At 62.6% G+C, this 22,841-nt stretch carries 19 protein-coding genes, 1 tRNA gene and 2 pseudogenes; 6 read left to right on the top strand and 16 right to left on the bottom strand.

The features are described from left to right. The 3 genes from O7A61_RS21085 to O7A61_RS21075 form a co-directional block, all read right to left on the bottom strand. A partial coding sequence (locus tag O7A61_RS21085) for a DUF1028 domain-containing protein (RefSeq protein ID WP_337131443.1) occupies positions 1-360 on the bottom strand: 360 nt, incomplete at its 3' end. 5 nt (positions 361-365) lie between these two features. Further along, on the bottom strand, positions 366-854 hold the full coding sequence (locus O7A61_RS21080; RefSeq protein ID WP_337131442.1) for a RidA family protein: 489 nt from the start codon (positions 852-854) through the stop codon (positions 366-368). Positions 855-898: 44 nt separating this feature from the next. After that, complete coding sequence (locus O7A61_RS21075; protein ID WP_337131441.1) at positions 899-2,173, bottom strand: flavin-containing monooxygenase; 1,275 nt, start codon at positions 2,171-2,173, stop codon at positions 899-901. A 377-nt stretch (positions 2,174-2,550) separates the two neighbouring features. Between O7A61_RS21075 and O7A61_RS21065 the strand changes: the two are divergent. Next, positions 2,551-4,171: pseudogene (locus O7A61_RS21065) on the top strand (GMC family oxidoreductase). A gap of 114 nt (positions 4,172-4,285) precedes the next feature. On the opposite strand, the gene O7A61_RS21060 reads toward O7A61_RS21065, so the two are convergent. From O7A61_RS21060 to O7A61_RS21050, 3 genes are all read right to left on the bottom strand, one after another. Next, positions 4,286-5,044 carry an ABC transporter ATP-binding protein gene (locus O7A61_RS21060; protein ID WP_210241538.1) on the bottom strand — a complete coding sequence of 253 codons (759 nt, stop codon included), beginning with the start codon at positions 5,042-5,044 and terminating at the stop codon, positions 4,286-4,288. Between the two features lie 122 nt (positions 5,045-5,166). After that, positions 5,167-5,970 carry an ABC transporter permease gene (locus O7A61_RS21055; protein WP_337131439.1) on the bottom strand — a complete coding sequence of 268 codons (804 nt, stop codon included), beginning with the start codon at positions 5,968-5,970 and terminating at the stop codon, positions 5,167-5,169. 93 nt (positions 5,971-6,063) lie between these two features. Further along, complete coding sequence (locus O7A61_RS21050) at positions 6,064-7,047, bottom strand: ABC transporter substrate-binding protein (protein ID WP_027144823.1); 984 nt, start codon at positions 7,045-7,047, stop codon at positions 6,064-6,066. Between the two features lie 461 nt (positions 7,048-7,508). Here O7A61_RS21050 and O7A61_RS21045 point away from each other — a divergent pair, with 461 nt between their 5' ends. Together O7A61_RS21045 and O7A61_RS21040 are read left to right on the top strand one after the other, a co-directional pair. Further along, on the top strand, positions 7,509-7,925 hold the full coding sequence (locus tag O7A61_RS21045) for an HD domain-containing protein (RefSeq protein WP_027144822.1): 417 nt from the start codon (positions 7,509-7,511) through the stop codon (positions 7,923-7,925). Positions 7,926-8,170: 245 nt separating this feature from the next. Next, entirely contained in the window at positions 8,171-8,428 is a 258-nt protein-coding gene (locus O7A61_RS21040; RefSeq protein ID WP_140504669.1) for a hypothetical protein, read from the top strand. Positions 8,429-8,590: 162 nt separating this feature from the next. On the opposite strand, the gene O7A61_RS21035 is transcribed toward O7A61_RS21040, so the two are convergent. The 7 genes from O7A61_RS21035 to O7A61_RS21005 form a co-directional block, all read right to left on the bottom strand. Continuing rightward, on the bottom strand, positions 8,591-8,839 hold the full coding sequence (locus O7A61_RS21035) for a hypothetical protein (protein WP_337131438.1): 249 nt from the start codon (positions 8,837-8,839) through the stop codon (positions 8,591-8,593). 114 nt (positions 8,840-8,953) lie between these two features. After that, on the bottom strand, positions 8,954-10,294 hold the full coding sequence (locus O7A61_RS21030) for a PQQ-dependent sugar dehydrogenase (RefSeq protein ID WP_442921096.1): 1,341 nt from the start codon (positions 10,292-10,294) through the stop codon (positions 8,954-8,956). Between the two features lie 5 nt (positions 10,295-10,299). After that, on the bottom strand, positions 10,300-10,731 hold the full coding sequence (locus O7A61_RS21025; RefSeq protein ID WP_442921095.1) for a DUF2231 domain-containing protein: 432 nt from the start codon (positions 10,729-10,731) through the stop codon (positions 10,300-10,302). A gap of 449 nt (positions 10,732-11,180) precedes the next feature. Beyond that, a complete protein-coding gene (locus O7A61_RS21020) occupies positions 11,181-11,930 on the bottom strand; it encodes a Crp/Fnr family transcriptional regulator (RefSeq protein WP_337131435.1) in 750 nt (249 codons plus the stop codon). 171 nt (positions 11,931-12,101) lie between these two features. Continuing rightward, positions 12,102-12,266, bottom strand: coding sequence for a hypothetical protein (locus tag O7A61_RS21015; protein WP_337131434.1), 165 nt, complete (start codon positions 12,264-12,266; stop codon positions 12,102-12,104). 263 nt (positions 12,267-12,529) lie between these two features. Next, positions 12,530-13,513: an aldo/keto reductase gene (locus O7A61_RS21010; RefSeq protein ID WP_337131433.1), complete on the bottom strand. Its 984-nt coding sequence runs from the start codon at positions 13,511-13,513 to the stop codon at positions 12,530-12,532. A gap of 16 nt (positions 13,514-13,529) precedes the next feature. Beyond that, the gene (locus O7A61_RS21005) at positions 13,530-13,685 is read right to left on the bottom strand and encodes a DUF1127 domain-containing protein (protein WP_337107302.1); all 156 of its coding nucleotides are present in this window, start codon (positions 13,683-13,685) and stop codon (positions 13,530-13,532) included. A 157-nt stretch (positions 13,686-13,842) separates the two neighbouring features. Between O7A61_RS21005 and O7A61_RS21000 the strand changes: the two genes are divergently transcribed. After that, a complete protein-coding gene (locus O7A61_RS21000; RefSeq protein ID WP_337131432.1) occupies positions 13,843-14,787 on the top strand; it encodes a LysR family transcriptional regulator in 945 nt (314 codons plus the stop codon). Positions 14,788-14,956: 169 nt separating this feature from the next. Here O7A61_RS21000 and O7A61_RS20995 read toward each other — a convergent pair. Together O7A61_RS20995 and O7A61_RS20990 are read right to left on the bottom strand one after the other, a co-directional pair. Continuing rightward, positions 14,957-15,033: transfer RNA gene (locus tag O7A61_RS20995), tRNA-His, on the bottom strand. 350 nt (positions 15,034-15,383) lie between these two features. Continuing rightward, positions 15,384-15,842: a phasin gene (locus tag O7A61_RS20990; protein ID WP_337131431.1), complete on the bottom strand. Its 459-nt coding sequence runs from the start codon at positions 15,840-15,842 to the stop codon at positions 15,384-15,386. 248 nt (positions 15,843-16,090) lie between these two features. Here O7A61_RS20990 and O7A61_RS20985 point away from each other — a divergent pair, with 248 nt between their 5' ends. Further along, on the top strand, positions 16,091-20,050 hold the full coding sequence (locus tag O7A61_RS20985; protein ID WP_337131430.1) for a PAS domain S-box protein: 3,960 nt from the start codon (positions 16,091-16,093) through the stop codon (positions 20,048-20,050). A 236-nt stretch (positions 20,051-20,286) separates the two neighbouring features. Here the strand turns inward: O7A61_RS20985 and O7A61_RS20980 are convergent, their stop codons facing one another. Further along, positions 20,287-22,245: an acetoacetate--CoA ligase gene (locus O7A61_RS20980; RefSeq protein ID WP_337131429.1), complete on the bottom strand. Its 1,959-nt coding sequence runs from the start codon at positions 22,243-22,245 to the stop codon at positions 20,287-20,289. 204 nt (positions 22,246-22,449) lie between these two features. Between O7A61_RS20980 and O7A61_RS20975 the strand changes: the two are divergent. Further along, positions 22,450-22,841 (top strand): annotated as a pseudogene (locus O7A61_RS20975) (AsmA family protein); the annotation flags it as partial.

Below are 22,841 nucleotides of genomic sequence, written 5' to 3'. Positions count from 1 at the left end.
GGCAAGCAGGTTGCCGCCGCAGGCGACGTCCTCGCCGCGCGCCTCGGCCCAGATGCCGAGCGCTTTCGGCCCCGAATGGATTGCGCTGCCGCCGGCCGCGTCGACCGTCAGAACCTGCCGGTATTCGCTGAAAGCGGCCGTACGCTTCAGGATCGCGACGGCCTCAGTGGCGGAGGCGCCCCGCGCCATCAGCTCCAGCGCTCGTGGCCCGAGCGTCGGGTCCGTGACGTTCTGGCTGGCAACCGCCCCGACGCCCGCCTGCGCATAGGCGCAGCGGGCCGCCACCGCCGGAGATGACGAGGATACCGCCACTCCGAACATGCCGGTGCGCCGGCACCGTGCGACGATGGAGAAGGTCATGGCGCTCAGTCCGGGATGATGGTTGCGCCATCACCCCGGATGATGGTTGCGCCATCACCCCGGATGATGGCTGTGTCATCATCCGGAATGACTGCGGTGCCGTCGATCTCGACCAGCCATTCCGGTCGCGCCAGGGCCGACACGACGAGGCCGGTCGAAACCGGATGCACGCCTTTGATGTATTCGCCCATCGTACGGTAGACGGCTTCGCGATGGCGCACATCAGTCAGGTAGATCACCACCTTCACCAGATGCTCCATCGTCCCGCCGCATTCCTCGATGAGCTGCTTGATGTTCTGCATGACCTTGTGGGTCTGATCGACCGGATCGTGGCTCTCGATGGTGTTGGCGGTGTCGAGATCCTGCGGACACTGGCCGCGCAGATAGATCGTGCGGCCGCCCCGCGTGACGACCGCCTGGCACAGATCGTTGTCGAGCTTCTGCTCGGGATAGGTATCCTTGGTATTGAAGGTGCGAATTCGCGTATGCGCCATGTTGGTCTCCATCAGGTCGGGCTCGCAGCTGTCGTCGGCTTTGGTCAGGCGTCCACGGCCTCGCGCTTCGCGGCGGCATGGTAGGCCAGATATTTGCGCTGCGTCGAAATGCGGTCGGCCACGTGCTTGGCGTCGTGCCATACGCCCCAGATGAAGCTGGAACCTCTTCGCGACTGCCAGGGCAGCCCCAGGAAATAGATTCCTGGCTCGATCGAGACGCCGCGGTGGTGCCTGGGCCGGCCCTTCTCGTCAAAGGCGTCGACCTTCAGCCAGCTGTAGTCGGCGGCAAAGCCCGTCGCCCAGATCATCGCCGCTATCCCGGCCTTGGCCAGGTGCAGTTCGCCGATCGGATTGGTCATGCATTCCGGATCCGGTTCGATCCGGCGGGCAGCGGGCTCTTCCGGAAGGTCGAGACCGTTGCGTGCGACATAGGCGTCGGCGTCATCCAGCAGCGACATCAGGCTGGCGTCGCCGCGAGCAATGTTTTTCGCAAGATCAGGCGCGAAGCTCATCAGCCCATCCTGGTATGTCCTTGTCATGCCGACCAGGGTAAGCCCCTGCGCCGCCAGCCGGCGGAAATCGATCGTTTCACCGCCGCGCGCGCCGCTCACCGCGATCGTGACATGTTCCGTGCCGGGTCCTGGGGTTTCGAGGTCCCATTTGCCGAGAACGCCCAGCCACCAACAGAAGTCGCGCCCGCGATAGGCCCGCGGCGGGCGGTCATGCGGGCCGACCGAAAGATAGACGCGCCTTCCCGCGCGCTGGAGCTCGTCCGCGATCTGCACGCCCGATGATCCCGCTCCGACCACCAGCACACCGCCCTTTGGCAATTTCGCGGGATTGCGGTACGCGCTGGAATGGATTTGCAGGATGCCAGCCTCCTCAGGGACAACAGGCGGAATGACGGGGATCTGGAACGGTCCGGTGGCGGCAACGACGCTGTTGGCGTCGATCACGCCATCGGAGGTCTCGACGCGGAAGCCGGGCCTACCGACATTTCTTTGCACGAGTTTGACTTCCACGCCGCTGCGGATCGGCGCATCGATCTGCTTGGCGTAAGCGACAAAATAGTCGGCGACCTCGTCCTTGGAGGGAAAGCCGTCGGGAGCCGTCCGCGGAAACTCCATGCCCGGGAAGCGATCGTGCCAGGCCGGGCCGTTGGCAACCAGGGAGTCCCATCGCTGCGTGCGCCAGCGCTCGGCGATGCGGCCACGTTCGAGGACGAGATGAGGCACTCCGCACTTGCTCAGGTGCTCGCTCATGGCCACCCCCGCCTGGCCGCCGCCAACGACAAGCGTGTCTATCGTCTCAACCGACATGCCTAGTCCTCTTCTGACCATTCGACAGCTCCCGCCGCACGGATGAAACCGATTTCCGGCGGCTGGCGGATGCAACCCCGGGTGATCCATTTCACCGTATTCCAGACAGGCCGCGCGTCATCCGGTCGTCTCGTTATTGGCGCTCACAAGTAGCAGCACGTGCCGGTGGGCGCCCATAACGAATCTCCGAAGTCACGCGTAACCATTTCCGAATTTCTCACGCCGATAGACGCATCTACAGTTTCAGCGGTCGGACCCGCAGCGCCGCACGATGTGGCGGGCGAAGCCGGGCATGTGTCGGCACGGAACTGGTTGCGGAACAGGATGCGCTACCGCAGCGGCAATGCCTCGAGCGCCGGCATCATCGAGGGGCTGGCATGAAGACCGAGAGCTATGATTACATCGTCGTCGGCGCGGGGTCGGCGGGCTGCGTGGTGGCCAATCGGCTGAGCGCCGATCCGTCGGTCAGGGTGTGCCTGATAGAGGCCGGCGGCAGTGATAACAGCCCGCGGGTAAGGGGTGCCGGCAGGCATTCTGTCGCTCTATGGCAACCCGAATTACGACTATTGTTTCGTCGGCGTGCCACAGCCCCATCTCAACAACCGCAGCATTCCGGTCAACCGGGGCAAGACGCTGGGCGGATCGAGTTCGATCAACTCGATGGTCTATATTCGCGGCGCCGCGGAGGACTATGACGAATGGACAGCGCTCGGCTGCGCCGGCTGGGCCTACAGCGACGTGCTGCCTGTGTTCAGGAGGCTGGAGCGCAACCTGATCGCCCAGGACCCGCGCTATCACGGCACGGACGGCGAGCTTATGGTCGACAATCCGCGTGATCCGAACGTGCTCTCCGGGATGTTCGTCAGGGCTGGCGAACGTGCCGGCCTGCCCGCCAACGAAGACTTCAATGCAGAAAGCCAGTTCGGCGTCGGGATCTACAACGTCACGCAGAATCGGAGCGAGCGCTTCAGCAGCTTCACCGCTTTCATGCGTCCGGTCCTCGATCGCAGGAACCTGACGCTGCTCAGCGCATGCGAGGTGATCGACCTTGTCACCGCCGAAGGGCGCGCGACTGGACTGCGCGTGCGCCATGATGGCCAGCAGAAAATATTCGCGGCCAGCCGCGAGATCGTACTCTGCGCCGGGGCCATCAACTCGCCTAAGATCCTGATGGCGTCCGGCATCGGCCCCGCGGACGAGCTGCGACAAATCGGCATCACGCCGGTTCTCAACCTGCCGGGTGTCGGCAAGAACCTGCAGGACCATGTCGACGGCATGATCACCGTGCGCTCCAGGAGCACCAGGACGCTCGGCCTGTCGCTTGCCAACCTGCCCCGCATCACGGCAGCGCCCTTCCAGTATTTCGCGCGGCGAAAGGGGATGCTCACCACCAATTATGTCGAGGCCGGTGGCTTTGCGAGAACCAGGCATGCGAACGGCCTGCCCGACATTCAGTTCCACTTCGTGCCGGGCTATCGCAGCCATCGCGGCAGGCTCATCGAATATGGCCACGGCTACGCCATTCACACCTGCGTGCTCAGACCGAAAAGCGTGGGTGAGATCAGATTGTCACGGGACAGTTCTCGCCGCGATGTTCTCATCGACCATCGCTTCTTCGCCGATGAAGACGACGCCATGGTGCTTGTCGAAGGCATCAAGATCGCGCGCAAGATCCTCGCCGCATCCGAGTTCGATCCGGTGCGTGGCAAGGAAATGCTTCCGGGCAAGAATATCCGCAGCGACGACGAGATCCTCGCTTATCTGCGCGCCGAAGCGTTGACCGTCTACCACCCTGTCGGGACCTGCAAGATGGGGACGGACGCGATGGCGGTCGTCGATCCGGCGACGCTGAAAGTGCGAGGCGTGGCTGGGCTCCGGGTCGCGGATGCGTCAGTCATGCCGAAGCTGATCGGCGGCAACACGAATGCGCCAAGCATGATGATCGGACAGAAGGCTTCGGAGATGATCCTTGGCTCGGCGCATCACGGCGAAAGGTAGGGATCCGCCCCGCCTTTCGAATGGGTCCGCTCGACGTTTGGTAGCACGCTGTTTTCCCAAAAACCGCCGCAGACCCTCGGGTCGAGCCCGAGGGCATGCTTTGGGCGACGTGCATCAATGATCCTCGTCGATCTCGTCGTGTAAAAGGCCGAGGATGCGGCGCTTGAGCGCGATGAACTCGGGTTCGAGGATCACGTCCATCGAGCGCGGCCTGGGGATGTCGACCTTGATCTCGGCCTTGATCTTGCCGGGCCTGGCCGTCATCACCAGGACGCGATCGCCCAGGACGAGCGCCTCGTCAATATCGTGGGTAACGAACAGCACCGTCTTTTGCTGCCGCTCCCAGACGCGCAAAAGCAGTTTCTGCATGGTGCCGCGCGTCTGGCTGTCGAGAGCGCCGAAGGGCTCGTCCATCAACAGAACGGCCGGATCGTTGGCAAGGGCGCGTGCGATCGCGACGCGTTGCTTCATGCCGCCGGAAAGCTGGGCGGGGTAGTGGTCGGCAAAGGGCGCGAGGCCGACTTCGTCCAGATACTGGTCGACGATCTGCTTGCGCCGCCCCGCCGGCAGGCCCTTGCGCTTGGGCCCATACTCGATGTTGGCACGCACCGTGAGCCAGGGAAACAAGGTGTAGCTCTGGAACACCATGCCTCTGTCGGGACCGGGTTCGATCACTTCGCGGCCATCGACCTTGATGCTGCCCGAAGTCGCGTCATTGAGGCCGGCCGCAAGGTAGAGCAGGCTGGATTTGCCGCATCCCGAAGGGCCGACGATCACACAGAATTCGTTCTTGGCCACCTTCAGCGACACATCGTCCAGTGCCAGCACGCCGTTGGCGTCGCCGTAACGCAATGTCACGTCCTCGATTGACATCGTCGTGCCGGTCGAGCGCGGATCCCCGGTCGTCGCGGCCGAGCCGGCCAGATCATTCACCTTGATGGTCTCGCTCATTGTTACCCTTGATCCGACCGCGGTTTGCGAGGTTGCGTTCAACATCAGGATGCCCATGGCGCGACCCTCGCCCGGATAATGCGGAACGCCGTGTCGGTGACAAGGCCCAGAAGCCCAATCGCTGCGATCGCCATGAAGATCACATCGACCTGGAAGCCCCGCATCGCCTTCAGGCTGATATAGCCGAGGCCGCTGGACGCGGCGACAAGCTCGGCCACGACCAGATAGGTCCAGGCCCAGCCCATGGTGACACGAAGCGTGTCGAGGATGGCTGGAAGCGCGGCCGGGAAAATGACGTGCCACACGGCTTCGCTGCGCTTGGTGCCCAGAGTGTAGGAGGCGTTGACCAGGTCCCTGGACACACTGCGCGCACAATCGGAAATCATCACCAGCTGCTGGAAGAAGGTGCCGAAAAAGATAACCGCTATGCGCTGTTCGATCCCGATGCCGATCCAAAGGATGAACAGGGGCACGAAGGAGGTCACGGGCAGGTAGCGGATGAAGTTGACCAAGGGCTCCAACGGCGCCTGCACCACCCGGTATGTCCCCATCCACAATCCCAGCGGCACCGAGATCAGCGAGGAGACGATGAAGCCCAGGATCACCACCTTGGCACTGGTCAAAGTGTGGTAAAAAAGGCTGCCGTCCAGAGACATGCGATAGGTCGTCCGCAGCACCGTTCCGGGTGTCGGCAGGAACATGTTCGGAACGACGCGGCCATAGGACAGCAGGGCCCAGCCGCCGATCACGACCACCCACATCGCCAGCGCGAGTGTTGTTGCCGTGCTGGCTGGAATGTTGGCGAATGGGGTCGTCAGGCGTGTCCACGCCGTCCGCCTTTGTGCCATGGGATGGCCTCCGTTGATGTTCTGAAGCGCGAAGCTCGGGCCTGCCGGGAAATCGGGGGCGGTCCAGGCGGACCGACCCCGGTTCTCGAAGGCTCACTGTTCCCTGATGAAATCGGTGTCGAGGATGGTTTTCGCGTCGATCGTCATCTTGAGCTTGCCGGCCTTGCCCCAGATGTCCTGCGCGAAGTTCACCAGTTCGGACGCCTCGCTCTTCTGCGGCGTGCCGAAGAATTCCAGGTTACGATCGCGGTCATAATAGCGCACGCCCTTGGCGCCGGCCGCGAAATCCTCGGGCTTTTCGAGATAGCCGCCAATGCCCTTGGCCATGATCTCATAGGCTTTTTCCGGATTGGTCTTGATGTACTCGACCGCCTTGTAGTAGCCCTTGACGAGGGCCTTTACGTCCTCGGGATGCTTTTCGATGAGATCGCATTTGAGGGCGATCACATCCACGATCAGGCCAGGGGTGGTCGTCGAATCGATCAGCACCTTTCCCTTGCCGCCCTTGCGGACTTCGGTGAGATGCGGCTCCCAGGTCACGGCGGCGGGAACCTGGCCGGCGATGAAGGCGGTCGCCGCGTCATCGGCGGTCATGTTGGTGATGGTGACGTCGTCCTCGGTCATGCCTTCCTTTTTCAGGAGCACGTTGAACCAGAATTCCGAAACGGAGCCCTCGTTCAAGGCCACCTGCTGACCCTTCAGATCCTTGAGCGACTTGACGTCGGGCTGCGTGACGACGCCATCACCGCCGTGGCTGTCGTCGAGCGCCAGGACGTATTTGAAACAGAGATCGTCCGAGCGGTACTTCATCAGCTCGTCGACCGTGGAGGCGGCGCCATCGAGATCGCCACCGGCGACCGCCGCCATGTAAAGCGCTGATTCTTCTATGACCTTCAGGTCGACATCGACGCCGGCCTCCTTGAAGTAACCAAGATCGCGGGCAAGAAACAGCGGCCCGTAGCCCACCCAGGTCGTCATGCCAAGACGGATGGCGCCGGCGTTGGCAGGAGCGGCGAGCCCCAGGCCCAGCAAGCCTGCGCCGACCGCGCTCATCAGGCAGTTTCGAAATGTCTTCATTGTCGTGGTTCCCCTATGGCTGTTGCCGGCATCGGCCTGATTCTAGCGGGGTATGCCGGCTCTTGTTTTGGCAGCCGCTCTTGTTTGGGCGTCGCCTCCCAAGCGAGCCTTGCGTGTTCTAAGGTCCGCAAGAGAGCATTCGGGCCGAATCGCAAAAAGAAGTCTTTTTCTGCCCATTGCTTCGTCGAAACCGAAGCGCGGTCGATACCCAATCGGCTGCCTGGTTCTGGCCCCTCTTGCCGGTCCATTTCCGCCGGCTCCGTCAACGGAAGCGGCCTCGATGCCATGGCGCTCGGAACCGACGAGCGTCCCGTGCGGGAACTCGCTCCTGCAAAAGGACAGGAACCGACGCCGGCGGCCGGCGTTTTGCTGCCGCATGGACTTGCCGCACCGCGAAACCAGGAAACGGTGTTAGTGCCTGAAGGCTGCGGCTCGCGGGGGGCCAGGCGGAGACGGATGCGATGAGTATTTTCTATCGGGCGGCCAAGATTGCGGAGCAGGCCCATGCATCGCAGCACGACAAGACAGGGGGCCCCTATATCGATCATTGCCGTCGGGTGGTCGACGCTGTCGAGACGATGGACCAGAAAGTCGTCGCCTATCTGCACGACGTTTTGGAAAAAGGCGAAGGCTGGAGCCGGACCAGGCTTGAAGAGGCGGGCTTTGGACCGACGATCGCCGCCGCGGTCGACGCCATGACGCGCAGAGACGGCGAGGACTATTTTGCATTCGTGCGGCGGGCTGCATCGAACCCATTGGCGCTGCCGGTAAAACGGGCGGATCTGACCGACAATATCTGGCAATCGCGGCAGATCGGAGCACCCACGGCCAAATACGAAGAGGCGTTGCGCATTCTTGATGACGAGTTCACCAGGTGACAGGCGCCCGGATGCTGACGGCAATTGAGCCATGGTGTGCGGCATGCGCCGATGCCGTAGCCCGCGATTTCGGGCAAGACGTATGGATTACGGGAGCCAGCCGGTTCGGTTATTTTCGTACAAATGTTTTATCGTGACACGCCGGGCGGGTGGTTTTATGAATCTGGCGATCGATCCCCGTCCGGCATGCCTTCTGGCGCAATGCCTGATCGCCTTCGGGGCGCTTCGAGACCAAGGTGACGCCCATGCGGGAATTGCCGAAAGACATTGACGCCGATGTGGTGATCGAAATCAGCAGATTGCTGGACGATAGCGCGCTTTTCGTGCCTGTCCGGGTTCATGAACTCACAGCAAGGGTAAGGCAGAAAGTGAAGACGGGTTTGCCGGATCGTTCGATCGAAGAGCTGATCGTGGAAATGGCCTCCTTGCGCCGGTTGGCCATGGCCTTTGAGCTGCCCGGATCGGAGAATGTGGTGGAAATTCCACAGCGGCTCCTACGCTGACCGATCAAGGTCACGCGCTTCATTCGGCAGTCAGGATAAGCGATGCCCGAACACCTGGGCGCCCGCGTCATTGCGCACCTTTGATTTTGACCAGATCGCGATCCGGCATTTCGTCGCGAGCGCCATCCATCACATAACGAACCTAGATGAGCAGCCTTGGGCTCAATTTGCGGTGCTGCCCTCGTCAAAAAGCTGAATGCCCCGCACAGCAGCCTTCTTGGTGATCAAGCCTTTCAGATCGGCATCCGATCGCTCTGTGCCGGTCCGCTCCCGCAGCATGGCTATGGCGGCTTGCATCGACGGGAAAGGGCTGTCCTGCAACTCATCGAGAATGGCGTCCACCGACGTGGCGACATTGGTCGGTTCGGGATTTGTCGACATGGCCGTTCGTCCGTCCGACTCGCCGCCCATATCGGCGTGGCAGGTATTTAAAAGCGCTTGATTTGATGGCTTTTCACTGTACGATTTTTACCAGGTCGTGCCAAGATCATCACGCGCCTTGCCTGCGCATACAATCCGAAACGGCTACCGAGGTGCGGCAGTCACGCGCCAGACGGTGTTTCCAACATCGTCCGCAATCAACAAAGCACCGGCCTTGTCGACAGCAACGCCCACGGGCCGCCCATGTGCCTTGTTGTCATTGTCAAGGAAACCGGTGACGACGTCCTGAGGATTGCCGTCGGGATGACCTCCATTGAACGGTATGAAGACGACCTTGTAGCCGTTGAAGCGCTTTCGGTTCCAGCTGCCATGTTCGCCGACAAACGCGCCGTTGCGATAGGATTCGGGCAGATTGGTGCCGGTGTAAAATGCCAGGCCCAGGGGTGCGACATGAGAAGTCAGTGCATAGTCCGGGGGGATCGCCTTGGCGACCAGGTCCGGCCGCTGCGGCATCACCCGCGGATCGACATGCTGGCCATAGTAGCTGTATGGCCAGCCATAAAACGCGCCGTCCTTGACCGAAGTCATGTAGTCGGGAACCAGATTGGGACCGAGTTCGTCGCGCTCGTTGATAACGGCCCAAAGCGCTCCGCTCTGCGGCTCCCAGCTCAAACCGTTGGGATTGCGCAGCCCGCTTGCGAAAATGCGCGAACGGCCCGTCGCCCTGTCGACCTCCCAGATGGCGGCGCGGTCCTTCTCCGCCTGGATGCCGTTCTCCGTGATGTTGCTGTTGGAGCCGACCCCGACATAAAGCAGCGATCCGTCCGGGCTGGCGACGAGAGACTTGGTCCAGTGGTGATCGATCGGGCCGCCGGGCAGCGGCGTAAGCACGGTGCCAGGGGCGGTGATCTTGGTATCGCCTGGCGTGTAGGGATAGCGCACGATGGCATCCGTGTTGGCCACATAGAGGTCGTTGCCGACCAGAGCCACGCCGAAGGGCGAATTGAGATGGTCGAGGAAGACGTTCTGGAGATCGGGCACACCATCGCCGTTCGTATCGCGCAGCAAGGTTATGCGGTTGCTTCCCTCGGTGCCGCCGCCCGATGTCGCCATGGACTCGATCCAGCCCATGATCAGGTCCTTCGGACGTTTGATGGCGGCGCCGGGCGGCGCCACGGACTCGACCACGAGAACGTCACCGTTCGGCAAGGTGTAGAGCGAGCGCGGATGCTTCAATCCCTTGGCGAATGCCTGGATCTGCAAACCCTTCGCAACCGTGGGTTTCTCGTCCTGTTTCCAGCCAATGATCGAAGCGACATGCATGGGCGGAACCAGATATTGCGTCGGTTCAGGCAGTGTCGGGTTCGGTCCGACCTGGCCGCTTGGGTCTGGGTCGTCGTCGCTGCAGGCAGGCAATGCCAGAAGCGATCCGCACAGCAGGCCTAACCCCACGGCACGCCGGATGTGTCTGTTGGAAACCTGCATGGCGCTCATTCGACCACCTCCACGGGAGCGCGGCCCGTGCTCCATCGCAGCAGCCACACGAGAAGCAAGACGATCACGGCCGCTGCGGAGAGGATGAGCCCCGTCGGCACAACCGACGTCCAGGCATCACGGCTGTGCACCAGCGCGTTGAAGAACGAAAGGACAAGAACCACCAGGCTGCCGAGCAGATAGACCCAGCGCACTGGAAACATTCGACCGGTGAAGAGATCAACGAGGGCCGCGATTACCGCAAGCGCTCCCATCACCAGACCGGCTAACAACAGCCATGCGGAAAAATCGCTCCACATCATCTCCGCGGTCCGCCAATAGGCGAGGTCGGACAGCAGCGTGCCGATGAAACAGGCATTGGCGATCGCCATCGGCGCCCGATAGATCGGACGCCTGGTAACCACCGGCATCGATCGGGAATTGACCATGGATTTTTCCGCCCTGCTCCAGATAGCATCTGGGCTCCAAACAAACCTGGAGTTGAGATGTTCCGGGAACAGTTTGCGTTCAAGGACTTGTGATTGCCTGACCGGTGCCGGCCATGAGCGGCGCCGGCTAGGTGCCGGCATTGCAAAGGGATCTATGGCCAACATCCGCAATGTGAGCGGGGTAACGGCGCTCGGCCAGCGGGGGGAAGCTATGTTCCATGTGCGATGCGCCAGGCTTGTATGGTCGGCGCAAGACAAAGTTCAGCTTCGTACGCTTCTTACCAACCATTTGACCTTTATTGTCGACCATCCCCAGATCACTAGATTGGCTAGGCGGCATCCCCATGCCGCAATGGCCGACGCGAGCTTAGGCAAAGTGCCGTCAAACCGGCATTATCACGTCGGCCATTCCGGCAATTCCGGCCCGCCAACCCCGGCAATGGTGGCGGTCAGGTGAGCGGGCGATCCTGCCTAGAAGGGTTCTTTGAACCGAGATCTCCGACCAGCCGACGGTATTGCAGTTCGGGAGCGCCGTAAGAGTCCCGTGCGAGCGTCATCAGACCTTTCCGATCCCGGATCGTGATTTCGCCGCGGCGGGCACGGATGTAGCCATGGCTTTCGATTGTCTGAAGCCCCACGGTGACCCCCGGGCGCCTGACGCCCAGCATGACGGAAAGGAATTCGTGAGTTATCATAAGCCTGTCGCCGACGGTCCGGTCGCTGCACATCAGAAGCCATCTCGCCAGCCGGACCTCGAGGCTGTGCCGCGCGTTGATCGATGCCGTGTAGCTCGTCTGGATGTGGAGATACTGGACGTAGCGCAACAGGAACGGCCGCAAGGTAGGGCTGTCTTCCAAGGCTTCGAGGAATGGCGCGGCGCTCATCCGCAGCGCTTCGCTCGTCGACTGGACGTAACAATCGAAGCTTGCCAGCTCGTCGCCCATGATCAGCGCCGAACCGGTCATGCCTTCGAAGCCGATTATTCCCACCTCTGATTCCGCCGTCGCCGAAGCCTTGGCGACGACCGAGGCGATGCCACTCTCCAAGAAATAGACGGCTTCGATCTTTTGGCCTTCGTTCTCCAACGGCGATCGCAACTCCAGAAAAACGCTCTTGAGATGCGGCCGCAGCCGCTCGAAATCGTCCGCGCTCATCCGGCGCAACAACTCGCTCCTGGCCTGCAGAATCTTGTGATCCACGAGACGCTCTCCACTTGGGCAAGAGCACTGGGATCTCTCGGCCGCCCGCGCCCCTCGAACGAGCGGACGGTGGCAAAACATAAACTGTCCCACCCGGCCAGCACTAGGCGGGTGGCCGTGTCGGTATGAAACCGACAGTAGCTGCTGTGGACAAATCGCAGGCTTCGTCGGCTATCGATCCTTCGCCAGAAGGCGAGCTTCCCTGAGGATCGAGGCGCGGTCGAAGCCTATCAGGAACACTATGTCACGTATCTGCTGTTCCGTAGCGCCCGATTCCCGAGCAAGTGCACGTACGGCCTCGGCCGCTAGACCGGGCCGCTCGGGGTCCTTCGCCATGACATCCTAGCCTCACGCTGGGCAGGAGTGCGATGGTCGCTCCCAAGCGTCAACGCCCGTATCGTGCTGCTGACGACCCCTTTTTGTACGCCTTGGGTTTGAACTTGGCGAATCAATTCGAACCGAGCCCCGTTCTGGCGGTTTAACCGTGCCCGGTTGTCGTCGCCCATAAGCTCCTTGCAGATGACATCCGCCGATTTTCAATCGGTATCAGCTCGGTGTGCAGCTCTGCTCCGAGGTGATGCGAATTTCGGACTGCAATGTCAGGCGGTCCCGGCGATATTCAGCACGGCGTCGATCTCGGCCATCACCGCTGCCGGCAGCGGCCCTTTTTCCAGCGCACCGAGATTGTCCTCGATCTGCTCGGGCCGCGTGAAGCCGGGAACCGGCAAGGCGATTGCCGACTTGGCGAGGATCCAGCCGAGCGCGCCCTGGGCAAGCGTGCGCCCGCCCGAGGTGAGCAGGTCGCGGATTGCCGCGAGCCTTGACAGATAGTGCGGGTTGGCGGCGCCATCCCTGAAAAACACCATCCATTCGGCATTCCCGCCGCGCACGTCATCGGCGGGCAGCTTCATGGCCGGCGTGTATTTGCCGGTGAGCAGCCCCATTGCCAGGGGCAGCCGGCTGAACGAGACGAGGTCCTCGCGCGCCGCAACGGCCATCAGCTCGTTTGCCGGGGTAAACACATTGAAGTCGTTCTCCACGGCCACGAAACCCTCGCGCGGCGCGTAGGCGGCAAGCCGCTCGCGGTGATCGGTGCTCCAGCCGAAGCCGCCGATCTTGCCCTCCTGGTGCAGCAGGCCGAACGTATCGAACACCTCGCCGGCGCGCTCGATCGGGTACTCGTTGATATGCAGCAGCGCGACGTCGATACAATCGCGCTGCAGTCGCTGCCGCGAGTTGTCGATCGAAGTCCGGATCGCTGCGGCAGAGGCATCCTCGGGAGCGATCTTGCGCGTTTCGGGATCGCCGAAATAGCCGACCTTGGTGACGATGACCGCTTCGTCCTTGCCCCTCAACGCCCGCCCAAGGATCAGCTCGGCATTGCCGGCGCCATAGGCGGCAGCCGTGTCGAACACCCGCGCGCCGATATCATAGGCCATCGCCAATGCGGCTTGCGACCTGACGTCGTCGACCTCGCCATAGATGGTCGCCGTGTCATGCCAGCGCGCCGCGCCACCCGCCGCCCAGGTGCCGATGCCGATGCGCGGTACCGAGCGGCCATCCCAAAGCTTCATCATCTGCATGCCCGCCTCCATTGGCTCAACGACGCAGGCCGGCGTAGCGGGCACGCTCGCGGATTTCTTCGCGAGAAATGCCGGCATCCGCCAGCGTGCTGTCCGGGACATGCCGCAAGCTCGCAAGCGTCTGGCGATAGGCAAGCCAGCGGGCGAAGCGGCGTCGAAATTCATGCAACATGACCGTCTCCTTTGGCGCGCGGAATACCCCTCGTGGTTGATCGAAAGCGCAAAGCATCCGCGCCAAGCACCTGCGCGATCGAAAGGGTTGCGCTGGCTTCTTGGCCAGCCGAGGCGCTTCTCACTGTTCCGCCAGGCAGGATTGTCCAACACCTCCAATGCCCGCATACTTGCGTGCGACGCCCGCTTCGCGCTACAGCCACGGTCGCAAGGAGTTTTTTCATTTCTGCAAAATGGATATCGGCTGGGACGATCTGAGGTTGTTTCTAGACGTTGCGCGGCTGGGTGGCTTGAGCGCGGCGACGGCCACCACGCGCCTCAGCGCGGCCACCCTTGGACGACGCGTCACCGCGCTCGAAAAGCAGATCGGCGAACCGCTGTTCGTGCGTCAGCAGACCGGCTACCGGCTGACCCCGGTCGGTGAAGAACTGCTGCGGCGCGCCGAAGATGTCGACGCAGCGATGCAGTCGCTGACCCGCTGGCGCGAGGGAAGCCTGCCCGACCGCATTGTCCGCGTCTCGGCCGGGCCATGGACCTCGGCCTTCGTTTGCGCCCATATCGGCGAGATCTGGACGGTCGATGACGGCATAAGGGTGGAGTTCGTCACCACCAGCGACAGGGTCGACATCGGGCGCCGTGCCGCCGACATCGGCATCCGCAGCGAGCGCCCGAACGAACAGTGGCTGGCCGCTCGCCAGAGCGGCAAGGTTGCCCACGCCATTTATTCCGGACGCCAGCTGATCAACGGCATCGCCGCCGGTTTGTTCGTCGGCGTCACCGGTGAAGGAGCAAACATTGCTTCGGCGCGCTGGCTGCAAGCCCATCATGGCGACCGCATCGCCGTGCGCGGCAACAACACCCATTCGGTACGCGAACTGGTGGCCGCCGGTGCCGGCCTTTCGATTTTTCCGTGCTTCGTGGGTGACAGCGATCCGCGGCTGGTTCGCGTCGCTCAGCCTATCGCCGAACTCGAAACCGACCAATGGATCGTTACCCATCACGAGGAACGTCACTCCCCGCCGGTACGAAAAGTCGCCGACCGGATTACCGCCTTGATGCGGGCGCACCAGCCGCTGTTTCGCGGCAAGACGCCGATCCGGTAAGGCCAGCACGATGCCTCAGCCGCAGGAAGCCATCAGGGTCTTGCGCTTCGCGATGTCTTCCCAGGCGTCATTTGCAGCACAATAGACAGCACAAAATGCGCGATCGCGTGGGATTTCGACAGGCGCGGCCGGATTAGACAGTAAATTCAATTAAGTAATGGAAAGCCAATGGTACCGTTGGCTGGGATCGAACCAGCGACCTCCGGATCCACAATCCGGCGCTCTAACCATCTGAGCTACAACGGCACGTCTTAACGTTGGTAGCGGGATCGAGGTGGAAGGTTCATCCTCCGCGATCCGCTCTGTCGTTCGGCGATGCGTCCTTACGGGCTTATGAATTCTAATTCAAGGCTTTTGCAAAGCAAAGGCCACTTCCCCACAGCGGTGCACCTTTCGCCGGGCAAAGAAAAAGGCCGGCGGGAGGAGGTGCCGGCCTTTTTCTGTTACGAGCCAGCGGGAGGAGGTGCTGGCTGGTCACCCCGGAGGTGAAGGGAGGAGGTTCCACCCGCCGGGTATTCGCTTGACCGTCACTATCTCACATCTATTTGTCCGACAAAATGCGACCTTTTGTTGCATCCGCAGACGATGCGCAATTATCAGGCGGCCTTGATTTCCTTGATCGCCTTCTCGAAGGCGGTCTTGATCGGCTTCGAGACATCCTCGGCCGCCTTGGAGGCAACAGCCTGGAAGTCCTTGGCCTGCTCGACGGTCAGCTCTACGCGCTTGCGCAGGAAGGCGGTCTGCAGCTCGACGACTTCCGACAGCGACTTGGCGTCGATCAGGGCTTCGAGATGCGAGAAGCCGGCCTCGGCGTTGGCGCGCAGCGCCGCGATGGTCTTGAGCGACAGATCGCTGGAAACAGTCTTGGCGGTTTCATAGGTCGACTCCAGGGCCTTCTGGGTCTCCTCGGCGCCGGTCTTGAGCTTGGCGTAGGCCTCTTTCGACTGCTCAACGCCCTTTTCGGCGAAAGCGCGCATCTGGTCGGTGGCCTTGGAAGCGTCGAAGCTCGGGAATTCAACGTTTTCGATGGTCTCGGCAGTCTTGGTCCTGGACATTTTCCATCCTTTTCAGCGGCAGCGGCTTTGACAGAAAGCCGTCTCGTTCATGTATGATGGCAATATAAAGGCAATTTTTGTGCATTGCAATATCCTTGTTGCAGTGCACAAAAAAATGTTTTCGGCCGTTAACCAAACAGCCAAAATTCAGCCTTTGCACGTTCTGGCTTGTGGACCTTCGTGGCTGCGGCTTTTATTAACAAAGCGTTAACTGCAAATTCGCCGCTCCGTGAGGGTTCGCCAAGCGCATGCCGTCCGAATATTCCTTCCTTGACGTCGCCGTACTCGACGCGGTCCGCCAGCGGTTTGCCGCCGGCGACGCGATCGCGATCCTGTCGGTGGACCTCGAGCAGGTGATCTGGGCCAATGGGCCGGGCGCCGCCATGTTCGGTTATCCCGATATCGAAGCGATCATCGGCGCCTCGGCGCGGCTGCCGCTGATCGCGCGCCGTCAGATCATGGCGACCAGCGGTTTCCCGCGGATCGGCAGCGATCGCTCGATCACGGTGCGCCTGGCGACCGGCATGACCAGCCGCGCCGTCGGCTTTCTTGCCAGTGCCGTGACGCTGCCCGATGGCGAGAATGCCATCATGCTGGCCGTGCCGGCGGCGCAGACCGGCTCGCGCAGTGCGGCCGAGATCGCCAGCCGGGCGATCAGTGGCTTGACCGAAGACGGCCATTTCATTGCCTTCATCGATGCCAAGGGCAATATCGAGTCCGCCTCGGAGGGATTTTCGGCGCTCGGCATCCAGCCCGCGACACTGGCAGCCCTGGTGGCCGACGTCGCGGCCGAGGGCGAGCGCATCGTCAAGCGCCTCGTTCCGGGCGGCAGGACCTCCTACCCGGCGGGCCTCGCCCGGCTGACGCCGGAGCGGCATCTACTGGTGGTGATCGACGAGGATCAACTGGAGGACAGCGCATCCGGCGCGGCGGCTTCGGCGGACGGTTCGCCCGCGGCAACGGAAAACCCTGCCAAGGAGATTGGCGGCACAATGCAGGCGGCGGAAACCGCCGCTGTAGAATCCGGGTCTCGGCGGGGCAATCAGCCGACGGCGGCCGAAATGGAACAGGAGCCCGCCCCTTCCGAGCCCGTCGCTGACGATATGCCGGAACGGGCAAAGCGAGAGATCGAGGAGCCGGCCGGGCCGGCACCGGTCGCCGCCGACAATGACCAACCGGCGGCGGGCACGCCGGCACAGCACGATCATTGGTATTTCAATGCCGGAGAAGACAACGCGCCGGAACCGAAAAGCGTGGCCGAGGCGGCCGGCACCGAGGCTTCGGCGGACAGCGCGAAGCAGGACGAGGTCGCCTCCCCGGCAGCTCCGACTACAGCTTCGGCCACCCGGACGATAGGCCGCTCGGCGGCACCGATACGTTTTGTCTGGCGTACCGATGCCGAGGGCAAGTTCAGCGCGCTGTCACCGGAATTCGCCGATGTCGTCGGTCATCCGGCCGCCGACGTGATCGGCCGACGCTTCAGGGATGTCGCGGCGGCTTTCGGCCTTGATGCGTCCGGCGAGATCGCCGGCCTGCTGGAGCGGCGCGACACCTGGTCCGGCCGCTCGGTGCTGTGGCCCGTCGTCGGCACCGACCTGAAGGTCCCGGTCGATCTGGCGGCATTGCCCGTCTATGGCCGCAGCCGCGCCTTCGAAGGCTTCCGCGGCTTCGGCGTCGCGCGAACCGGGGATGCGGTCGTCGATCCGGAAGCGATCGGCATGGCATTGGTACCCAATGGCGAGATGCCGGCGGCACAGAAACCGGAGGCCGTGAAGACGCTGCCTGAGGAGCCGAAGGCTGAAGAGCCAAAGGCATCGGATCCGTTCAAGGGCGAAGTGCCGGCGCTGACGATAGTATCCAAACCGGAGCGGCGCTTCGCCGACAAGGTCATCCGGCTGGCCGAACACCGGCAGCCGGCCAACGACAAGGGGCTGTCGACGCTGGAACGCAGCGCGTTCCGCGAGATCGGCGAGCGTCTGAAGAAAGAAAGTTCCACGGCAGAGCCGCCGGCGGCCGAACCAGCCGAGCCGGCAAGGCAAGCGAAACCAGGTGCCGGAACAGGCTCTTTGCCGGAGCCGCACGACGCGACCAAACCCGCGACCGATACGAAACCGCCGGTGGACATCGCCACCCCGGATGCCGAGCCAACAAATTCGACCCAGGAACCAGTGACCGGCCCGGCGCATGAGATGGCAGCGCCCGATGCTGAAGACGAGCCGGGTGCGGGCGAATCTTCCCCGGGCGATGCCGAGGATCAGAGGGATCTGGCGCGGCTCGACGGTGCGCAGCCGGACCAGGTCGAACAACAGGCGCCGAGCTCCGAATCCCCGCCGCCGAGGACTTCGGGCTCCCTGCTCGACTATGCCGATAAGGAGGACGAGCCTGCCCATGCCGCCGACGGCAGCGACGAGGCGTCAGCGCCCGAGGCACAGGAGATAATCGGCGAGGCGGCAGCGCAGGCAGGACCTGCCAAGGCACCGCCGGCCGATGACGACAGCATGACGTCAGATGATTTTCGCGACGCCGAGGACGATGAGGACTGGGCCGGCGAGCAAGCGACTGCATCCGGCGAGGAAACGATTGCGACCACCGGCGGAACCGGCGGCGGGCATGAGGCGACCGAGACATTTGCCGAGCGGCCGCGCCTGCAAGTGCCGCCGCTCAAAACCGAAGGATTCATGCCGTCGGCTTTTTCCGTCGGTGCCGAAAACAAGACGCCGGATACATCACTGCTCGGCAAGCTGCCGGTGCCGCTCATCATCCATTCGGGCGACCAGTTGCACTATGCAAACGAGGAATTCCTCGACCTGACCGGGTACGCGACACTGGAGGACCTGGAGGATGCGGGCGGCCTCGGCGCTCTGTTTGCCGACCCTTATGCCGATGACGACGCCTCCGACGGCAGCGACCGGGCGCTGCGGCTGAAGACGCGCGACGGACAGGAATTCCCTATCGATGCCATCCTGCGCTCCGTGCCCTGGCGCGACGGCAAGGCCCTGATGCTGGTCGTGCGCCGCTCCGGCGAGGTTGATGCGCCTGTGGCCCTGCACGTGATCGGCGAGGAGCCGACGCAGCCCGATATTTCCGAGCTCAAGGCACGCATCGCCGAGATGCGCACCATCATCGACACCGCCACAGACGGGGTCGTGCTGATCGGCAGCGACGGCACCATCCGTTCGATCAGCCGCCCGGCCGAAGCGCTGTTCGGTTTCGACAGCGACGAGGTGACCGGCAAGCCGTTCGCCTCGCTGTTTGCGATCGAGAGCCAGCGCGCGGCGCGCGACTATCTCACCGGCCTGTTGGAGCCTGGCGTGGCGAGCGTCTTGAATGATGGCCGCGAGGTGATCGGCCGCGAAGCACAGGGGCGCTTCATCCCACTGTTCATGACCATCGGCCGGCTGCCCAACGACAGCGGCTTCTGCGCCGTGGTGCGCGACATCACGCAATGGAAGAGAGCCGAGGAGGATCTCACCCAAGCGCGTGCGGTGGCCGAACGCGCTTCCTCGCAGAAGACCGATTTCCTCGCCCGCATCAGCCACGAGATTCGCACGCCGCTCAACGCCATCATCGGTTTTTCCGAACTGATGGTCGACGAGAAGTTCGGGCCGGTCGCCAATGACCGCTACCGCGACTATCTGCGCGACATCAACCGCTCGGGCAACCACGTGCTCGATCTGGTGAATGACCTCCTGGACATCTCGAAGATCGAGGCCGGCCAGCAGGAAATGGCTTATGAGGCGGTGTCGCTCAACGATACGCTGGCCGAAACCGTGGCGATGATGCAGCCGCAGGCCAACCGCGAACGGGTCATCATCCGCTCCAGCTTCGCCTCGCGGCTGCCGGAAGTGGTGGCCGACCTGCGCAGCGTGCGCCAGATCGCGCTCAACATCCTGTCCAACGCCGTCCGCTATACGCAGGCCGGCGGCCAGGTGATCGTCTCGACCGCCTACGAGACCTCGGGCGACGTCGTCATGCGGGTGCGTGACACCGGCATCGGCATGAGCCAGTCCGAGATCGAGCAGGCGCTGAAGCCATTCAAGCAAATCAACGCCCTGAAGCGCGGGCGCGGCGACGGCACTGGCCTTGGCCTGCCGCTGACCAAGGCGATGGTGGAAGCCAACCGGGCCCGCTTCACCATCAATTCGACGCCCGGCGAAGGCACGCTGGTGGAGGTTGCGTTCCCCTCGACCCGGGTGCTGGCGGAGTAGAAAGTCCAAAAGAAAAAGGCGTCCAAAGGACGCCTTGAGAGATGAGATTGCTGTCACAACGGGGGCTTGAGCTGAATTCAGATCCTCGGGGGCTGAGGAACGGGATTTCTCCCTCAAGTTACATGCGACTATCGACGCCGGGCCTTAACAAGTCCTTACCGGGTCGCCAAAAAATTTACGAATGTGTACCACTCGTGAAATCTAGGTAAATTCGCGCGACATATTTCGTTAACCGGTCACTCGGCGAGCTGCGGCAGGTTCCTGAACAGTTCCAGCGCTTCGGGGTTGGCGAGCGCTTCCCTATTTTTGATGGCACGGCCGTGCACGACGTCGCGCACGGCGAGTTCGGTGATCTTGCCCGACTTGGTGCGGGGGATATCCGATACGGCGACGATCCTGGCCGGAACGTGGCGAGGGCTGGCGCCGCTGCGTATCTTGGCGCGGATGCGTTTTTCCAGGTCCTCGTCCAATTGGACACCCGCGGCCAGCCGCACGAACAGCACGACGCGCACGTCATTGTCGAAATCCTGGCCGATGCACAGCGCCTCCAGGATTTCCGGCATCTGTTCGACCTGGTTGTAGATCTCCGCCGTGCCGATGCGCACGCCACCTGGATTGAGCGTCGCGTCCGAGCGGCCGTGGATGACCATGCCACCATGATCGGTCCATTCGGCGAAATCGCCATGACACCAGACATTGTCGAAACGCTCGAAATAGGCCGCCTGGTATTTCTTGCCGTCGGGATCGTTCCAGAAGCCGATCGGCATGGACGGGAAAGCCCTGGTGCAAACCAGTTCTCCCTTCTCCTGCCTGACCGGCTTGCCGTCATCGTCCCAGACATCGACGGCGAGGCCGAGGCCCGGCCCCTGGATCTCCCCGGTCCAGACCGGCTCGATCGGCACGCCGAGGACGAAGCAGGAGACGATGTCCGTGCCTCCGGAAACCGAGGCCAGATGCACGTCCTTCTTGATGCCGTCATAGACGAAGCGGAAATCCTCGGGCGAAAGCGGCGACCCGGTGGAGGAGATGGCGCGCACCGTCGACAGATCATGGCTGCGGATCGGCTTGAGGCCGGCCTTGCGCACAGAATCGATGAACTTGGCCGAGGTGCCGAAGAAGGTCATCTTCTCGGCATCGGCGAAATCGAACAGCACGTTGCCGTCGGGGTGGAAGGGAGAGCCGTCATAAAGCAGCAGCGTGGCGCCGGAGGCCAGACCCGATACCAGCCAGTTCCACATCATCCAGCCGCAGGTGGTGAAATAGAAGAAGCGGTCGCCGTCCCCGAGGCCGGCATGCAGCCGGTGTTCCTTGACATGCTGGATCAGCGTGCCGCCGGCCGAATGGACGATGCATTTGGGAATGCCGGTGGTGCCGGACGAAAACAGGATGTAAAGCGGATGCGAAAATGGCAGCCGCTCGAAGATGACGGATTTGACGGCGAAGGGCGACAGCGCCTCCTCCATCGCCACCGCCTTGCCGATGGTATCGGCAACATCGGCGGAGGTGCCGAGATAGTCGACGAGCAGGACCTTGCGAACGCTGCCGAGCTTGGCCGCGACCGCCTTGACCTTGTCGGCGACCTCGATCGCCTTGCCATTGTACCAATAGCCGTCCGGCGCGATGAAGATGACAGGTTCGATCTGGCCGAACCGGTCGAGCACACCCTGCTCGCCGAAATCGGGAGAACAGGATGACCACACCGCACCGATCGAGGCGGCGGCCAGCATGGCGGCGACGGCTTCGGGCATGTTGGGTATCATCGCAGCGATACGGTCACCCTTCTTCACCTTGAGCGACAGGAAGAGCTGCTGCAGGCGCGAGACTAGGCCATGCAGTTCGTTCCACGACAGCCGCCTCTCGACCTTGTCCTCGCCGCGGAAGACGATTGCCTCGCCGGCACCGGTTTTTTTCAGAAGGTTCTCGGCGAAATTCAGCGAAGCGTCGGGGAAGAAAGAAGCGCCGGGCATCCTCTCGCCATCGAGCAGCAGTCGTTCGCCTTTGTCGCCTTCAAGACCGCAGAAATCCCAGACAAGATCCCAGAAAGATTCCCGGTTCTCGACCGACCAGCGGTGAAGATCGGCGTAGGATGAAAATGGATTGCCGGTGTTCGCTGCCGCAACCTTCATGAAGGCGGTCAAGGGCGAGGCATCAATCTGGTCTTGCGTCGGGGTCCAGAGCGGTACTTCGCCAGCCATGATCGATCCTCCCACGGTCGTCATCGCTTATGCATATCGCAGCGCAGCAGAGCAAGATTTTGTTGGGCTGACGCGGTCAGGTGTGCGCAAATGCCATCGCCGGGCCATAAAGACTTGAAATGCGTCAGCCCTAAGTCGTAGTGACGACAGGGGTTACACCCGTCGGACGATCTTTTTTGTCGGAATGGAAGCATACGGGGCTATATGCCATCATCCTTGATCCGCCGCGGAGTATGGGCGATCGGCGCTGCCGCGATCGTCATCGCTCTGGTGGTCGCGGCCCTGCCGCTGATTGCCTCGACGCGGATCGTGCGTGACCGCATCGCCTGGGAATTGAGCGCCTGGAGCGGCTTTCGGGTTGCCATCGAGGGGTCGCCGCGCATCGAGGTCTGGCCGAAATTCCGCGCGATCCTGACCGATGTGACGCTGTCGAAGTGGACCGATGCCGATGCGCCGCCGGTCGTCGAAGCCGAACGGGTCGAGGTCGACCTCTCGGCCATGGCGGCATTGCAGGGCGATGTGGTGTTTTCCACGGCACGGCTGGTGCGGCCGACGATCCGGGTCCAACGCACGGCGGGCGGGCTATTCCTGCCCAC

Origin of the sequence: Mesorhizobium sp. Cs1321R2N1, from assembly GCF_037179725.1 — a bacterium.
GTDB classification, from domain to species: Bacteria; Pseudomonadota; Alphaproteobacteria; order Rhizobiales; family Rhizobiaceae; genus Mesorhizobium; species Mesorhizobium salmacidum.
Note: the sequence above shows the minus strand (reverse complement) of the source record. Positions and strands in the feature narration are given on the sequence as shown.

Coding starts and splice junctions, on each gene's coding strand:
- O7A61_RS21080 (WP_337131442.1), bottom strand. CDS start 854: ATGGCGCATACGCGAATTCGCACCTTCAATACCAAGGATACCTATCCC.
- O7A61_RS21075 (WP_337131441.1), bottom strand. CDS start 2,173: ATGTCGGTTGAGACGATAGACACGCTTGTCGTTGGCGGCGGCCAGGCG.
- O7A61_RS21060 (WP_210241538.1), bottom strand. CDS start 5,044: ATGTCAATCGAGGACGTGACATTGCGTTACGGCGACGCCAACGGCGTG.
- O7A61_RS21055 (WP_337131439.1), bottom strand. CDS start 5,970: ATGGCACAAAGGCGGACGGCGTGGACACGCCTGACGACCCCATTCGCC.
- O7A61_RS21050 (WP_027144823.1), bottom strand. CDS start 7,047: ATGAAGACATTTCGAAACTGCCTGATGAGCGCGGTCGGCGCAGGCTTG.
- O7A61_RS21045 (WP_027144822.1), top strand. CDS start 7,509: ATGAGTATTTTCTATCGGGCGGCCAAGATTGCGGAGCAGGCCCATGCA.
- O7A61_RS21040 (WP_140504669.1), top strand. CDS start 8,171: ATGCGGGAATTGCCGAAAGACATTGACGCCGATGTGGTGATCGAAATC.
- O7A61_RS21035 (WP_337131438.1), bottom strand. CDS start 8,839: ATGGGCGGCGAGTCGGACGGACGAACGGCCATGTCGACAAATCCCGAA.
- O7A61_RS21030 (WP_442921096.1), bottom strand. CDS start 10,294: ATGCAGGTTTCCAACAGACACATCCGGCGTGCCGTGGGGTTAGGCCTG.
- O7A61_RS21025 (WP_442921095.1), bottom strand. CDS start 10,731: ATGGTCAATTCCCGATCGATGCCGGTGGTTACCAGGCGTCCGATCTAT.
- O7A61_RS21015 (WP_337131434.1), bottom strand. CDS start 12,266: ATGGCGAAGGACCCCGAGCGGCCCGGTCTAGCGGCCGAGGCCGTACGT.
- O7A61_RS21010 (WP_337131433.1), bottom strand. CDS start 13,513: ATGCAGATGATGAAGCTTTGGGATGGCCGCTCGGTACCGCGCATCGGC.
- O7A61_RS21005 (WP_337107302.1), bottom strand. CDS start 13,685: ATGTTGCATGAATTTCGACGCCGCTTCGCCCGCTGGCTTGCCTATCGC.
- O7A61_RS21000 (WP_337131432.1), top strand. CDS start 13,843: ATGCCCGCATACTTGCGTGCGACGCCCGCTTCGCGCTACAGCCACGGT.
- O7A61_RS20990 (WP_337131431.1), bottom strand. CDS start 15,842: ATGTCCAGGACCAAGACTGCCGAGACCATCGAAAACGTTGAATTCCCG.
- O7A61_RS20985 (WP_337131430.1), top strand. CDS start 16,091: ATGCCGTCCGAATATTCCTTCCTTGACGTCGCCGTACTCGACGCGGTC.
- O7A61_RS20980 (WP_337131429.1), bottom strand. CDS start 22,245: ATGGCTGGCGAAGTACCGCTCTGGACCCCGACGCAAGACCAGATTGAT.